The organism is Enterobacter sp. RHBSTW-00901, assembly GCF_014103115.1.
GTDB classification, from domain to species: domain Bacteria; phylum Pseudomonadota; class Gammaproteobacteria; order Enterobacterales; family Enterobacteriaceae; genus Enterobacter; species Enterobacter cloacae_P.
This window is the reverse complement of record NZ_JABXPB010000001.1, coordinates 568,122-583,179: the sequence shown is the minus strand read 5'-3', so window position 1 is coordinate 583,179 and position 15,058 is coordinate 568,122. Positions and strand designations below refer to the sequence as shown.

The following is a 15,058-nucleotide window of genomic DNA, read 5'->3' as shown; positions in this document are numbered from 1 at the left end:
TGTGAGATCGCCGCCCGGGCGGCGATCTGCTTACATTAGACATTACGCCAGCAGCGTACCGTTCGGCCTTCGGTTGACGGTTGTAGTGCCTGCGGGCGTTCGCATCCCTGGGTTGCCAGCGGACAACGGTCGCGGAAATAACACCCGACGGGCAGGTGACGGTTGCCGGGAAGTTCTGTTTTGCGCAATGCCAGCCCCTCATCCAGCGGTTCGCCGGTTCTGGGGACGGAATCAAGCAGTAACCGGGTATAAGGATGTCGGGGCCTGACCAGTACCTGCGCGGCGGTTCCCAGCTCCACAATCTGCCCCAGATACATTACCGCCACGCGATCGCTCATGTGCCGGACGACCGAAACGTTATGAGAGATCAGGACATAGGTCAGGTTGCGCTGTTGTTGCAGTTTCACCAGTAAATTCAGGATCTGCGCCTGCACGGAGATATCCAGCGCGCTGGTCGGCTCATCCAGCACGATGATGTCCGGGTCGGACGAGAGCGCCCGGGCAATGGCGATACGCTGACGCTGTCCGCCGGAAAAGGCATGTGGCAGGCGGTCAAGGTACTCCGGTCGAATGCCCACCTGCTGCGCCAGGTCTTCCGCCAGCTGACGACGTTCACGTTCACTGCTGCGTTTTTGCACCCACACCGGCTCGGTGATGATGCGCCAGACGGGCAGACGCGGGTCGAGCGAGGAGAGCGGATCCTGAAACACCATCTGCATACCGCCTGCAGAGTTTGTCCGCTGGCATGCCCCGGTGCTCGGTTTGAGCATTCCCATCAGCAGCTGTGCCAGGGTGCTTTTTCCGCAGCCAGATTCCCCCACAATGCCCAGCGTTTCGCCCCGGCGGATCTGCAAATCCATTCCGTTGAGCGCATGTACCTGCTCCGTTACGCGGCCCAGCCAGTTTTTACGCGCAGGGAAGTTCACGTGTACACTATCCAGTTCCAGCAAGACATCAGACATGGTGTTTCTCCTGTTGCGGGTACCAGCAGGCAGCCCGCTGGCCTTCTGCACCATTGGGCATTAAGCGCGGTGTTTCACCACATTTCGCCCCAGCGGCAAAACAGCGCTCGCGAAAAGCACACCCGCGTGGCAACTGGCTGAGATTGGGTACCGTACCGGGGATCGCCGGTAGCATTTCGCGTGGTTCGCCGTTCTCCGGTGCGCACTGCAGCAGACCGATGGAATAAGGATGAACGGGATGCTGGATCAGCGTCTGCGTGGTGCCGCTTTCGATCACACTGCCCGCATACATGACGTACATCCGGTCGCAGAGCTGTGAGACCACGGCCATATCATGGCTGATAAACAGCACCGACGTGCCGCTGGCACGTGCTTTATGTTTCAATAATCGCAGTACCTGAAGTTGCACTGTCACATCCAGGGCGGTTGTCGGTTCGTCGGCGATGATAAGCTCCGGCTCGCAGGAGAAGGCAAGGGCGATCATGACCCGCTGGCGCATGCCGCCGGAAAGTTCGAACGGATAGCGATCCATCACCTCCGTTGCATCCGGAATTTGCATCTCTTCCAGCAGGGTAATCGCTTTTTGCTGCGCCTCGCTGCGGGTGAGTGGCTGATGCTGGCGGATCACTTCAACCATCTGTTTGCCAATTCGTCGCGTTGGGTTCAGTGCCGTCATCGGTTCCTGAAAAATCATCGCCACTTTTGCGCCGCGCCACTGGCGAAGCTGTTTTTCTGACGCATTCAGCACATCTTCGCCGAGCAATTTCACCTGCCCGTGATGAACCCGGTAGCTGCCTTCCGGCAACAGACGCATTGCCAGCATCGCTGTGACCGATTTTCCCGAGCCGGATTCGCCAACCACACCGACAATTTCGCCCCGGGCGATCTCCAGTGAGACGTTGTTGAGCGCATGGACTTCACCACGAAAAACCGGGAAGCTCAGGTGCAAATCTTCAATGGATAATACGGTTCCACTCATGACGGTTTCCCTCCCGATTTCGGATCAAGCAGGTCGCGGATGCCATCACCAAACAGATTAAAACCGACGGCAGTGATCAGGATCGCCGCCCCCGGAAAGGCGCAATACCACCACTGATCGAGCACATAGTTACGGCCCACGGCCACCATTGCCCCCCATTCGGCGGTGGGCTGTTGCGCCCCCAGGCCGATAAACCCCAGCGTGGCGGCCATCAGAATGGCACTACCGATGTCCAGCGAGGCCTGCACAATCAACGGCGGCAGCGCGTTGCGCAGGATATGCCAGCTGATCAAATGCCAGCGCGATGCACCAAAGGTACGGGCGGCCTGTACATAGGTAAACTGACGGACGATCAGCGTTTGCCCGCGGGCCAGACGCACGTAAAACGGAATACGCACAATCGCAATCGCCAGCATGGCGTTAAACAGGCTCGGGCCAAGTGCCGCCGCCAGCGCCATTGTCAGCACCAGCGAGGGGATAGAGAGCATGATATCCATTACACGCATAATGATGGCGTCACCGCGTCCACCCAGCACGCCGGACAAGCACCCCAGCAGCGAGCCAATTCCCCCCGCGATAGCAACTACCGCCAGCCCGGCAGTGATGGACTGTTGGCTCCCCACCAGCACGCGGCTGAACAGATCGCGTCCTACTTCGTCGGTACCAAACCAGTGTAGTGCCGACGGAGCCTGCAGCCGGGCGGTCAGATCCAGGGCATTTGGGTCATGCGGCACAATCCACGGCGACGTGACCATCAGTAACAGCATCAGGATCATAATCACGCCACCAATCAGCGTGAGCGGGCTTTTACGTAGCATCCAGAACAGCTTTGCCCAGTCGATGCGCGGTTTGGTGGTTTTAACGGGGACGGGCGTTTCCTGAGTCAACATCATTCGGCACCTCCGCGCCCGATTCGCGGGTCAATCCACAGATAGAGCAGATCAACCACCAGATTGACTAACACATAAGCCAGCGAGACCACCACGGCGAAGCCCATTACCGCAGGGAAATCGAGCGCCTGAATGGAGGTCACTACCCACGCGCCCATCCCCGGCCAGGCAAAGACGGTTTCGGTGAGCACGGCACCGTAGAGCAGATCCCCCAGTGCCAGTCCCAGTACGGTAATTGATGGGATCATTGCATTCGGTAACGCGTAGCACAGAACGATGTACCAGCCAGGCAAACCACTGGCGCGGGCGGTACGGATGTAATCCTCGCTGAGCTGTTCCAGCATGGCAGAGCGCACCTGGCGTGCCACAATCCCCAGGTGGACAAACGCCAGCGTCAGCGAGGGTAAAATCAGGTGTTGCAGGGCGTTAAAAAAGACCTCGCCGTTACCTTCCAGCAGGGCATCTATCAGATAAAAACCGGTGATGTGTGCAGGCGGGTCGAGCCAGTCGTCCAGCCGACCGCCGCCTGGCAGAATTTGCAGATGGCCGTAGAACAGCACAATCACCCCCAGCCCCAGCCAGAATGCGGGGGTGGAGATCCCGGTCATCGCCATCAGCCGCACCAGGTGATCCAGCCAGCGGTTACGGTACACCGCCGATAAGATCCCCAACGGTACACCAATCACCAGCGCCAGCAGCAGAGAGCAAAATGCCAGCTCCAGTGTGGCGGGGAAAAAGGCTTTCAAATCTTCCGCCACCGGTCGTCCGGTACGGATGGAGGTGCCCAAATCACCGTGTGCGAGGGCATCCACATAGCGACCAAACTGGATATACAGCGGCTGATCCAGCCCCAGTTGCTGGCGAATGCTTTGTACAATTTCGTCGCTGGCACGGTCACCGGCCAGCAGACGGGCCGGATCGCCGGGGATCATGTGTGAAATAATAAAAGTAATGATACAGACACCGGCCACCACCAGGAGTAACCCCCAGCAGCGCTGGCGCACAATGCTCCAGAACGTCATACACTTTCTCCCGGCGAGAACCGTTACTTGCTCATGGTGGCGATATTGAACACCTGCTCGAGCATCGGATTAAAGGTGAAGCCTTTGACCTCTTTGTTCATCGCCAGTTGGTAGTTCTTCTGGAACAGATAAACGTAGGCCGCCTCGTCGATCACAATCTTCTGGGCCTGTTGGTAGTCTTTGGTGCGTTCTGCCTGGTCGGTGGTTTTCAGGGCGGCCTGCAGCAGGGCGTCGACCTCTTTGTTGTCATAGAACGAACGGTTGCCCGGCAGACCTTTTTTGTCTGACTCGAACCAGTAGTTCATGAACATGTACGGGTCGGCGAAATCCGGGCTCCAGTTGCCGATGGCAATGTCGTAATCGCCTTTGCCTACGCGGTCACGCATGGTGGCGTTAGCCAGTTTCTCCAGTTTGACGCTGATCCCCAGTTTACCGAGGCTCGCCTGGGTAGAAAGGGCGATCGGCTCCCAGTTCGGATCGTTATCGGAGTAGAGGAACGTCAGGCTGGCGGGTTTGTCTTTTACGTTCTCCAGCGCCGCTTTGGCTTTGGTTTCGTCGAAGCTGTACTGCATGGCGGTGGCATCAAAGCCCCACATACCGTCAGGAATTGGGCCACGCATCTGTTTGCCGTTGCCGCTGAGAATACCGTTCACCATCCCCTGATAATCCGTCGCCCAGGAAACCGCCCGGCGCAAATCCACCTGGTTCATTGGCGCTTTGCTGTTGTTGAGATACAGGTAGGTCACGCGCAGGGATGGGTATTCCGCCACGGCCACTTTACCTTCCTGTTTCAGGGCTGAAAGCTGATCCACTGGCAGGGAGTCGGCAATGTCCAGATCGCCCCGGGAAAGCTGCAGGCGACGCGAAGCACTTTCACCAATGATCTTCACCGAGACGCGCTTAAAGTGTGGTTTATCGCCCGGCCAGTGCGGGTTAGGCACCAGTACCAGTTGCTGACCTTTCTGCCAGCTTTTCAACATAAACGGGCCGGAACCCGCGGTGTTTTGCGCCAGATAACCACGCGCATCATCGGCGGCATTGGCTTTCAATACCGCGGGGTTGATTATCGAGGCTCCGTCGTTTGCCAGCGTATAGAGGAACGGGGCAAACGGCTGGCTGAGGGTGAATTTCACCGTGTGGTCATCAACCGCATCTATTTTGAGATCTTTCGGAAACGCTTCCGACGGCCCCTGGCTGATTTTCAGCAGACGCTCGAACGAAAGTTTGACCGCCTCCGCGGTGACCGGCGAACCGTCGGAGAATTTTGCCTTGTCCGTCAGAGTGAAGGTCCACTCTTTCTGGTCATCGGATGCCTTCCAGCCTGTTGACAGATCGCCTTCCACTTCAGTCGTGCCCGGTTTGTATTTCACCAGACGTTGATAGGAGGGATAGGTCACCGTCCAGTCGTTGTTGTCGATAGTGACCGCCGGGTCGAGCGTTTGCGGATCGGCCGCTTTACCGATCACCAGCATATCTTTCGGGACAGCCGCCAGCGCGGCAGGTGCGCTCATTGCCAGCGTGGCGGCGATAAGCATGGTAAGCATTGTTGTTTTCATAGCCGTGCTCCAGTGTTAAAGGGATGTGTGCGTCAACGGGAAACAGTCAAAACGATCTTTAAGCAGGGGATAACGGGCCGCGTTCGGCAGCTCAAAATGCCACCATTCACTGCTGATCCCCACAAAGCCGCCGCCAAACATGATGGCGTTGAGTAGCAGGCGGTTGCGCTGGGCATGGGGAGGGACTGACGGATGATACGGGTGTGAACGGTCGTGCATTTCGTCAAACCCGGCCCCCATATCCAGCACAGTGTTGTGTTCATCCATCAGGGTGACATCGATGGCAGTCCCCCGGCTGTGGTTAGAGCCTGTCGCCACATCAACCACGTATTCGGGATCCGGGCAGGCATCCCAGAGTTGTGCCTGGGCCTGTTGTGGGCGGTAGGCGTCGTAGACCACCAGTTTTAACCCGGCCAGCGTCGCGATACTGATGGCTTTTGCCAGAGCAGTAACGGCATCGGTGTGCAGCAGACACCGGGCTTCCTGATAAATTGGCCGGCCGGTAATGTTGTCGGCGGTGGCGTATTTCAGATCGATATGCAGCGAAGGAAAGGTTTTCGCCACATCAACCAGTTGACACTCTTCGGGCATAGCTCCGCTCCTTTAGCGTTCGAATTGACCAAACTCTTGTTGTAATTGTCGGTTTACCGCCAGACGGTCGGGAAGGGCATCACCCAATGCTTCCACCACGCCTGACAGCAGCAGGTTGAACAGACAACTCACAGGTGCCAGCGAATCCCAGAAATGGCCGGTATCGGTTTTCACCTGCAGTAAATCAATGGGGTAATCCCGCGCCCACGGGCACCAGATATCGGTGATTAGCACCATCGGGATCCCTTTTTCACTGGCGACCCGGCAATACTGCCGGGCAATGGCAGAGTAGGCGCGGGTATCCGTCAGCACGACGTAAGGATGCGAAAACCCCGAGTTCAGCGATTCGACCCAACTGCCGGATAACCCTTCGGAATAGCTCACGCGAGGGCGCAGATATTCCAGATGGCTGAAGAATGCGTTGGCGATCCCACGCGTAGACTGAATGCCCAACACAAATACGGCATCCGCATGCGTAAGCTGGTGGACGACCTGCTTAAAGGTATCGCTTTGCGCCAGCTGATAGGCATGGGTAATTGCGTCCACCTCCAGCGACAGCGAGTGCTGAACGCGGTCTGACAGCGGTTGTTGCTGCTGCCAGGAGTCCAGGCGCTCGTTCATTCCCCAGGGCTGATACGGATCGCGCAGGCTTTTTTTGGCATCTTCCAGATTGCGGTAACCCAGCTTGCGCAGGAAGCGACCTACAGTGATCCCGCTGGTGCCCGTGGTCAGCGCCACGCTTTCCGCCGTTTCAAACGGGATCTGCGCGGCGTGAGCCAGCATCCAGCTTGCGACCCGCTTTTCGCTGGGGGTGAGCTGGCTAAAGGTTGCTTCGATACGGCTTAGCACTTCGGGTTTTGTCGTCATACCGCCTCGCTGTTAACAGGCTGTCAAACGCCGGATGTGTGTTACCTGATTAACAATGCATGACGCGTGCCATGTTCACAGAGCGTGTCACACCGCCTGCGCTGCAAAGTTAATGCAATATTTATTTAACCAATGATCAACATTTGTGCAGCGTAGTTCACTTTTGGTGCATTGTCTGACCAGGAGGGGCGGAATTTGGTGAATACGTCAGTGTCTTCACATTTTTGTTAGGATAGGGGCACGGTAAATCAGAAGGGGACGACTGAATTTTATGAACGATCAAAACAACACATTATGTCATTACACTGATTTAACTGGGCTGATTGGTATCATTGGATCTGGCTCGTTTTGGGCCACTAACCTGGCTTTCATGAATGATAAGTCTGAATTAGTTCATGGCCTGGACTGCGCCAAAAAGGCCATCAGGTTTATGCAGCCATCGCCCTTATTTAGCGACTGGAATCAGGATTTTACCGATGCGATCGATCGCATCAAAGAACGAGATATCAATGATATTTTTACGGTGAGTTTTTGCCGCAACCCTGATTTATTGAGTCAATGGCGGGGTTATGGAAAAGCACAGGGCGTATCGCTGGTGCTTGATCAGACCCTGCTGGTGAATAGTTTTGAAGCGTTCATTAAACGTGAGAATACAACGCCGGATAAGGGAATTAGGCTGGATCACTATTACATGATAAATGATAGTGTTACCTATAACCGACCCGAAGAAACTTTTGAGCTAAAAAACAAGCTCCAGAGTCACATTGACGGTTACGCGCAGTTTGTTGAAGAGGTGGGTACTGATGCACCTGACCAGTTTGCGTACCTTCAGCATATCATTTCGCAGGTGACACCGTTCTTTAAGCACAGCGGGTTTAGCGAGGAAGAAGAGTACCGAATTGTTATCAGAAATCTGTGCAGGGATAATAAAATAAAATTCAGAACTGACGATAAAATGATTATTCCTTATATTCCGGTTTTGCTCACCGGAGAAAATAAATTGCCATTGCGAGAGATAAAAGTAGGGCCATGTGAAGATTTTACGCTAGTGCGAAAGGGCATCGAACTGCTACTCAACGTTAATGGCTACTCTGACGTCAAGATCACGCCATCAACCATCCCGTATCGGGGGTGATGGCGGTGCGGTGCTGAATGATGCCTGTAAGAGGGCATCATTAAACGGTACCTTGCTTATGCGCAGTAAGGTAAGCACGGAACATCAGCACCAGTTGTCGCTCAGCTTCCACTCCCGCGCTGGCGGACATCACTCTCATACAGAATACCGGGACTGTTCCGAAAAGGACGGCCGCCATCGTCTGGGCAATCACATGACATTCGCTGAAATGACTATCACTGGCCGATGCCAGTAATTTCTCAATTGCCTGAACACTTTTTTGGACTGCGCCATCAAGCAATTTGCCGGCATCCAAATCTACCGCAATGTAATAGAGCGCGGGAGAAACCTCAGCATGCGTCATAATGGCCTCAAGGTAGGCCCTGACGACGACAGAAGCAATTTTATCTGACTCAGCATGCAAATTTTCATGGCAGGCATTTTCAACAATATGGGTAAGGGATATCAGATGTCGTTCCAGCAGGGCCAGCAGCAAGGATTGTTTGTTAGGAAAATACTGATACAACGTACCGACTGAAACACCTGTCCGCTCAGCAACACGTGTAGTGTTAAGACGTATTGGGCCTTCAGCTAACAAAACCTGAATGGTTGCCTCAAATATTGCGTCGACTGTTATGAGGGATCGCTCCTGACGCGGCATTCTGCGGCGCTTGAGCTGTTGGGATGAAACCTTAGCCATAAGCGAATCCAAAACATGAAGAATGATTCATATAATAATTTCCCGACGCCTTTCGCTCAATCCCCATCATGAGCTGAAGGGGAATATGAATATCAGGAGGCATATATGGGTAAGCTGGACGGGAAAGTTGCAGTAATAACTGGCGGCAGTGACGGTATCGGGCTTGCAACGGCTCAGCTGTTTAGTCAGGAAGGGGCGACAGTGGTGATCACTGGCCGGGATCAGTCCAGACTGGATTCAGCAGGTCTGCATTCTGGCGGTAAGATTGACAGGGTACGCAGTGATATTTCTGTTATGGCGGACATAGAGCACCTCTGTACCTATGTCAAAACGCACTATGGTCACGTTGACATCCTTTTCGCCAATGCTGGCGGTGGCCGACCGGGGCTGTTTACGCAAATTACCGAAGAAGACTTTGATTTTACGGTCACCACGAACTTTAAAGGCACCTTTTTTACAGTGCAAAAACTTATCCCCCTTATGAACCGGGGGAGTTCTGTCATTCTGACCACGTCGACGCTGAATCAGCAAGGCCAGCCGTATGTCAGTGTCTATTCGGCAACAAAAGCCGCCATTCGCTCATTAGCCAGATCGCTTGCGGCAGAACTTTCTGATTCTGGCATTCGTATTAACGCACTCTCACCGGGTCTTATTGATACTGACCAGGCCAGAAAAGTAGGTATGAGTGAAGAAATGATCGAACAATCGAATGCACATTTGCATACCCTGATACCAATGCATCGCAGTGGCACTGCGGATGAAATTGCCAGGGGCGCTCTTTTCCTGGCATCCGGAGATTCCTCATACATTACCGGGTCAGAACTGTGCGTTGACGGGGGATGGGCCCAGGTTTAGGTTTCCCCTTTGTGACACCTGTGCTTAAATAGCTAAAACGGTTTAACATGGTTTAGCTGAGAGGATGACATGGAAAAAATCTGGGTGCTTGGGGATGCGGTTGTGGATCTCCTGCCGGATGGTGAGGGCAAACTGCTGCAATGCCCCGGTGGCGCACCGGCAAATGTGGCGGTTGGCGTCGCCCGGTTAGGCGGAAAAAGCGCCTTTATCGGCAGAGTGGGTGACGATCCTTTTGGCCGCTTTATGCAGAAAACGTTAGCGGATGAAAAGGTTGATGTGCAGTGGATGCGCCGCGATCCTGCACACCGCACCTCGACAGTGGTGGTTGACCTGGACGAACAGGGGGAACGCTCGTTTACGTTTATGGTGCGACCGAGCGCAGATCTGTTCCTGGCACCCGATGATATCCCACCATTTCAGGCCGGAGAGTGGCTGCATGTCTGCTCGATTGCCCTCAGCGCTGAACCCAGCCGTTCCGCGACACTCAAGGCGATGGCAGCCATCAGACAGGCGGGCGGTTTTGTCAGTTTCGACCCCAATATTCGCCCCGATCTCTGGCAGGACGATGATGAATTGCGCCACTGCCTTGAACAGGCACTGCTCAGCGCCGATGTGGTGAAACTCTCCGTCGAAGAACTTCAGTTTTTAACCGGAGATACGCGGGTGGAAGACGGGCTACTCGCGCTGATGCGTCACTGTCCGGCCAGCCTGGTGCTGGTGACGCAGGGGAAAGAGGGGGTGCTTGCCTGGCACCAGGGCACGGTGACTCACTATCCGGTTACACCGGTGGAGTGCGTTGATACCACCGGCGCAGGTGATGCTTTCGTGGCAGGGCTTCTCTACGGTCTGGCCTCGTCCGGAGCCGCCGCCAGTGGTGCTCTTGCCCTGATCATAGGTTTAGCTCAGCGCTGCGGCGCACTTGCCACAACGGCCAAAGGGGCGATGACCGCTCTGCCATACCACCACGAACTGTAATTTTCCCCCACAGGCCGCCATCCGGTGGCCTGAATTGTTGCCTTGATCACACTTACTAAATCGGTTTAGCAAAAAACATTGCCGATCCAAAATTCAGCGGTTTAGTATCAGCAACCTAAACCGGTTTAGCAATTTAGCAAATATAAAAATCTTCCTTTAGGGATGCGCCAAAATGTATAAAAAACGCAAACTTGCCGTGATAATTGGCATGCTGGCCGGTAGTACCTCTGTTTTTGCCCAAACGGATATGACCTCAATCGAATCTCGTCTTGCCGCGCTCGAACAGCGTCTTCAGGATGCGGAAAACCGCGCCCAGGTCGCTGAGAAACGCGCCACGGCCGCGGAACAAAAAACGCAACAGCTGGTGGCTGCTCAGCAGCAAGCGCAAACCACCACGCAGGAGGTGGCTCAACGTACCACCGTGCTGGAAAAGAAAGCCGACCAGAGCAGCGGGTTTGAGTTTCATGGTTATGCCCGTTCCGGTCTGCTGATGAACGATGCGGCATCGAGCAGCAAAAGCGGACCTTACCTGACTCCCGCCGGGGAAACCGGTGGCGCGGTTGGCCGCCTGGGGAACGAAGCGGATACTTACGTTGAGCTGAATGTGGAGCACAAACAAACGCTGGACAACGGTGCAACAACGCGCTTTAAGGCGATGCTGGCGGATGGCCAGAAAAACTATAACGACTGGACTGCCGATACCAGCGACCTCAATATTCGCCAGGCCTTTGCCGAGCTGGGCAATCTGCCTGATTTTACCGGTGCGCTGAAGGGCAGTACCTTCTGGGCGGGTAAACGTTTTGACCGCGATAACTTTGATATCCACTGGCTGGATTCCGACGTGGTATTCCTTGCCGGTACCGGTGGTGGTGTGTATGACGTGAAGTGGAACGATACGCTGCGCAGTAACTTCTCCATCTACGGGCGCAACTTCGGCAGCGAAGAGCAGATCGACAACAACGTTCAGAACTATATCCTCAGCATGAATCATTTCGCCGGGCCGTTCCAGCTGATGGTTAGCGGCTTGCGGGCAAAAGATAACAACGATCGTAAAGACAGCAATGGCGATTTCATTAAAACCGACGCGGCGAATAATGGTGTTCATGCCCTGGTGGGTCTGCACAATGAAAGCTTCTACGGTCTGCGTGAAGGCGTAGCCAAAACCGCGCTGCTGTATGGTCATGGGCTGGGTGCGGAAGTGAAAAGCATTGGCTCTGATGGTGCGTTACTGTCTGACGCCAATACCTGGCGCTTTGCAAGTTACGGTGTCACGCCTCTGGGGGGAGGATGGCACATTGCGCCTGCGGTACTGGCTCAAAGCAGTAAAGATCGCTATGTCAAAGGTGACAGCTATGAATGGGTCACCCTTAACACCCGCCTGATTAAAGAGGTCACGCAGAATTTCGCCCTGGCGTTTGAGGGGAGCTATCAGTACATGGATTTAAACCCGGAAGGTTACAAAGATCGCAATGCGGTCAACGGAAGCTTCTACAAGCTGACTTTCGCTCCGACGTTAAAAGCGGGCAAGATTGGCGATTTCTTCAGCCGTCCGGAGTTGCGCCTGTTCGCCACCTGGATGGACTGGAGCAGCAAACTGGATAACTACGCCAGCAGTGATGCCTTTGGCAGCAGCGGTTTCAACGCTGGCGGGGAATGGAACTTTGGGGTTCAGATGGAAACCTGGTTTTAACCCTTCACGCTCCCGCACTGCGGGAGCGTTTCATACATCATAAAAATGAAGTCAGGCAGAGGTATCTATGGATTTTGACAATATCGCCCGTGAGCTTATTCCGCTGCTCGGCGGCAAAGAGAACATCGCCAGTGCGGCGCACTGCGCTACGCGTCTGCGTCTGGTGCTGGTCGACGATGCACTTGCCGATCAGCAGGCTATCGGTAAGGTTGAAGGGGTTAAGGGTTGTTTTCGTAACGCCGGTCAGATGCAGGTCATATTTGGCACCGGGGTGGTCAACAAGGTTTACGCGGCCTTTATTCAGGCGGCAGGGATCGGCGAGTCCAGCAAGTCCGAAGCGGCAGATTTGGCCGCGCGTAAGCTGAATCCGTTCCAGCGCGTTGCGCGTTTGCTCTCTAACATCTTTGTGCCGATCATTCCTGCGATTGTGGCGTCCGGTTTGCTGATGGGCCTGCTCGGGATGGTGAAAACCTACGGCTGGGTCAATGCGGATAACGCGATCTACATCATGCTGGATATGTGTAGCTCTGCGGCGTTTATCATTCTGCCAATCCTGATTGGTTTTACCGCCGCGCGTGAATTTGGGGGTAACCCCTATTTAGGAGCCACGCTGGGCGGTATTTTGACCCACCCGGCGCTGACGAATGCCTGGGGTGTGGCGTCTGGCTTCCATACCATGAACTTCTTCGGCCTTGAGATCGCCATGATTGGCTACCAGGGCACGGTATTCCCGGTGCTGCTGGCCGTCTGGTTTATGAGTATTGTTGAGAAACAGCTGCGCCGCGTGATCCCGGATGCATTAGACCTGATCCTGACGCCGTTCCTCACCGTCATTATCTCCGGCTTTATTGCCTTGCTGATTATCGGCCCGGCAGGGCGTGCGTTGGGTGACGGGATCTCCTTTATCCTGAGTACCTTAATTTCCCATGCGGGCTGGCTGGCAGGGTTGTTATTTGGTGGGCTCTACTCAGTGATTGTGATCACCGGTATTCACCACAGCTTCCACGCCATCGAAGCCGGTTTGCTGGGTAATCCGTCAATTGGTGTCAACTTCCTGCTGCCAATCTGGGCAATGGCGAACGTGGCGCAGGGCGGTGCGTGCCTGGCGGTGTGGTTCAAAACCAAAGATGCAAAAATCAAAGCCATTACCTTACCGTCGGCGTTCTCTGCCATGCTGGGGATTACTGAAGCAGCCATATTCGGTATCAACCTGCGTTTTGTGAAGCCGTTTATTGCGGCGTTGATTGGCGGTGCAGTGGGCGGTGCCTGGGTGGTATCGGTGCATGTTTATATGACGGCCGTTGGGTTGACCGCGATCCCGGGAATGGCGATAGTGCAGGCAAGCTCGCTGCTTAACTATATCATCGGCATGGTTATTGCCTTTGGCGTAGCGTTTACCGTCTCCCTGCTGCTGAAATATAAAACGGACTCTGAATAATGACGTTACCTTCTCGCTGGCCTGCCGTGCTGCAGGCCGTCATGAAAGGCCTGCCGCGCGCACTGGCTGACCGCCATTATCCCCAGTGGCACCCGGCACCCGTGACAGGGTTGATGAACGATCCGAACGGTTTTATCTGGTTTGCCGGGCGTTATCACCTGTTTTACCAGTGGAACCCGCTGAATTGCGATCACCGCTATAAATGCTGGGGACACTGGAGTTCTGAGGATCTGGTGCGCTGGCAGCATGAGCCGATGGCGCTAATGCCCGATGAAGAATATGACCGCAACGGGTGTTACTCCGGCAGCGCCGTGGATAACAACGGTGTGCTGACGCTGTGCTATACCGGCAACGTCAAATTTGATGACGGAAGCCGCACCGCCTGGCAGTGTCTGGCTGAACCAAATGAAGACGGAAGTTTTACCAAACGAGGCCCGGTGCTGCCGTTGCCGGAAGGCTATACCGGACACGTACGCGACCCGAAAGTCTGGCAACATGACGGGCAGTGGTACATGGTGCTCGGCGCACAGGATCTGGAAAAACGCGGCAAAGTGTTGCTGTTTACCTCTGCCGATTTGCACAACTGGCAGCCCTGCGGAGAGATCGCCGGTCATGGCATCAACGGTCTCGCTGATGCCGGATACATGTGGGAATGCCCGGATCTGTTTGCCCTCGACGGGACTCACGTTCTGATCTGCTGCCCGCAAGGGCTGACTCGTGAATCGCATCGCTATCTCAACACCTATCCGGCAACCTGGATGAGCGGGGCGTTTGACTATGAACGCGCCGCGTTTGAGCACGGTGACTTACACGAGCTGGATGCCGGTTTTGAGTTTTATGCCCCACAAACGACGCTTGCCGCAGACGGACGGCGGGTGCTGATTGGCTGGATGGGCGTACCGGACGGCGAAGAGATGTTGCAACCAACGCGCGCCCACGGCTGGATCCACCAGATGACCTGTCCACGTGAGCTGCGCTACCAGGATGGCAAACTGTGGCAAACCCCGGTTCGCGAACTGGAACAACTGCGTGAGGATGAGCATCACTGGCAGGGTGTTGCCAGCAATGCGCCGGTACTGGATGCAACACGTCTTGAATTCTGGCTAACCGCGTCATGCGTTGATGTGGATTTTGCCGGGGCGTTGCGGCTTAGGGTTGATGACAACGGGTTACGCCTGGAACGTACCAGCCTGCAAAACGGTGAAATATTGACCCGCTACTGGCGGGGTGAGGTTCGCCATTTGCGCGTTCTGTGCGATCGCTCCAGCGTCGAAATTTTCATCAATCACGGTGAAGGCGTGATGAGCAGCCGCTATTTTCCTGACCATCCGGCGCAGGTGCGCTTCGAAGGTGCGTCCGACATCACATTACGGTACTGGTCGCTGCGCAGCTGCATGATAGAATAGTGGTTTTGGCAGC

At 55.1% G+C, this 15,058-nt stretch carries 14 protein-coding genes; 6 read left to right on the top strand and 8 right to left on the bottom strand.

Going from position 1 to position 15,058, the window contains the following annotated elements; all coding sequences use genetic code 11:
- Positions 1 to 35: 35 nt before the first annotated feature.
- From HV318_RS02905 to HV318_RS02875, 7 genes are read right to left on the bottom strand one after another with little or no spacing between them, the layout of a single operon-like run.
- The gene (locus HV318_RS02905; protein WP_182271473.1) at positions 36 to 962 is read right to left on the bottom strand and encodes an ABC transporter ATP-binding protein; all 927 of its coding nucleotides are present in this window, start codon (positions 960 to 962) and stop codon (positions 36 to 38) included.
- On the bottom strand, positions 955 to 1,941 hold the full coding sequence (locus tag HV318_RS02900; protein WP_182271472.1) for an ABC transporter ATP-binding protein: 987 nt from the start codon (positions 1,939 to 1,941) through the stop codon (positions 955 to 957). The genes HV318_RS02905 and HV318_RS02900 overlap by 8 nt, the downstream gene beginning before the upstream one ends.
- A complete protein-coding gene (gene ddpC, locus HV318_RS02895; protein WP_182271471.1) occupies positions 1,938 to 2,834 on the bottom strand; it encodes a D,D-dipeptide ABC transporter permease in 897 nt (298 codons plus the stop codon). The genes HV318_RS02900 and ddpC overlap by 4 nt, the downstream gene beginning before the upstream one ends.
- The gene (locus tag HV318_RS02890; RefSeq protein ID WP_182271470.1) at positions 2,831 to 3,853 is read right to left on the bottom strand and encodes an ABC transporter permease; all 1,023 of its coding nucleotides are present in this window, start codon (positions 3,851 to 3,853) and stop codon (positions 2,831 to 2,833) included. The genes ddpC and HV318_RS02890 overlap by 4 nt, the downstream gene beginning before the upstream one ends.
- A gap of 23 nt (positions 3,854 to 3,876) precedes the next feature.
- The gene (locus tag HV318_RS02885) at positions 3,877 to 5,409 is read right to left on the bottom strand and encodes an ABC transporter substrate-binding protein (RefSeq protein WP_182271469.1); all 1,533 of its coding nucleotides are present in this window, start codon (positions 5,407 to 5,409) and stop codon (positions 3,877 to 3,879) included.
- A gap of 15 nt (positions 5,410 to 5,424) precedes the next feature.
- A complete protein-coding gene (ddpX, locus tag HV318_RS02880; protein WP_182271468.1) occupies positions 5,425 to 6,000 on the bottom strand; it encodes a D-alanyl-D-alanine dipeptidase in 576 nt (191 codons plus the stop codon).
- Between the two features lie 12 nt (positions 6,001 to 6,012).
- Entirely contained in the window at positions 6,013 to 6,867 is an 855-nt protein-coding gene (locus tag HV318_RS02875; RefSeq protein WP_182271467.1) for a MurR/RpiR family transcriptional regulator, read from the bottom strand.
- Positions 6,868 to 7,138: 271 nt separating this feature from the next.
- Between HV318_RS02875 and HV318_RS02870 the strand changes: the two genes are divergently transcribed.
- Positions 7,139 to 8,002, top strand: a complete 864-nt coding sequence (locus HV318_RS02870; protein WP_182271466.1) for a DUF2971 domain-containing protein — start codon at positions 7,139 to 7,141, stop codon at positions 8,000 to 8,002.
- Positions 8,003 to 8,042: 40 nt separating this feature from the next.
- On the opposite strand, the gene HV318_RS02865 is transcribed toward HV318_RS02870, so the two are convergent.
- Positions 8,043 to 8,681: a TetR/AcrR family transcriptional regulator gene (locus HV318_RS02865; RefSeq protein WP_249421786.1), complete on the bottom strand. Its 639-nt coding sequence runs from the start codon at positions 8,679 to 8,681 to the stop codon at positions 8,043 to 8,045.
- Between the two features lie 105 nt (positions 8,682 to 8,786).
- Here HV318_RS02865 and HV318_RS02860 point away from each other — a divergent pair, with 105 nt between their 5' ends.
- From HV318_RS02860 to HV318_RS02840, 5 genes are all read left to right on the top strand, one after another.
- Complete coding sequence (locus HV318_RS02860; protein ID WP_182271465.1) at positions 8,787 to 9,536, top strand: SDR family NAD(P)-dependent oxidoreductase; 750 nt, start codon at positions 8,787 to 8,789, stop codon at positions 9,534 to 9,536.
- Positions 9,537 to 9,605: 69 nt separating this feature from the next.
- Positions 9,606 to 10,511, top strand: a complete 906-nt coding sequence (gene cscK / locus HV318_RS02855) for a fructokinase (RefSeq protein ID WP_182271464.1) — start codon at positions 9,606 to 9,608, stop codon at positions 10,509 to 10,511.
- A 172-nt stretch (positions 10,512 to 10,683) separates the two neighbouring features.
- Positions 10,684 to 12,201, top strand: coding sequence for a carbohydrate porin (locus HV318_RS02850; protein ID WP_182271463.1), 1,518 nt, complete (start codon positions 10,684 to 10,686; stop codon positions 12,199 to 12,201).
- 67 nt (positions 12,202 to 12,268) lie between these two features.
- Positions 12,269 to 13,639 carry a sucrose-specific PTS transporter subunit IIBC gene (locus HV318_RS02845; protein ID WP_182271462.1) on the top strand — a complete coding sequence of 457 codons (1,371 nt, stop codon included), beginning with the start codon at positions 12,269 to 12,271 and terminating at the stop codon, positions 13,637 to 13,639.
- Positions 13,639 to 15,045, top strand: a complete 1,407-nt coding sequence (locus tag HV318_RS02840; RefSeq protein ID WP_182271461.1) for a sucrose-6-phosphate hydrolase — start codon at positions 13,639 to 13,641, stop codon at positions 15,043 to 15,045. The genes HV318_RS02845 and HV318_RS02840 overlap by 1 nt, the downstream gene beginning before the upstream one ends.
- Positions 15,046 to 15,058: the final 13 nt, after the last annotated feature.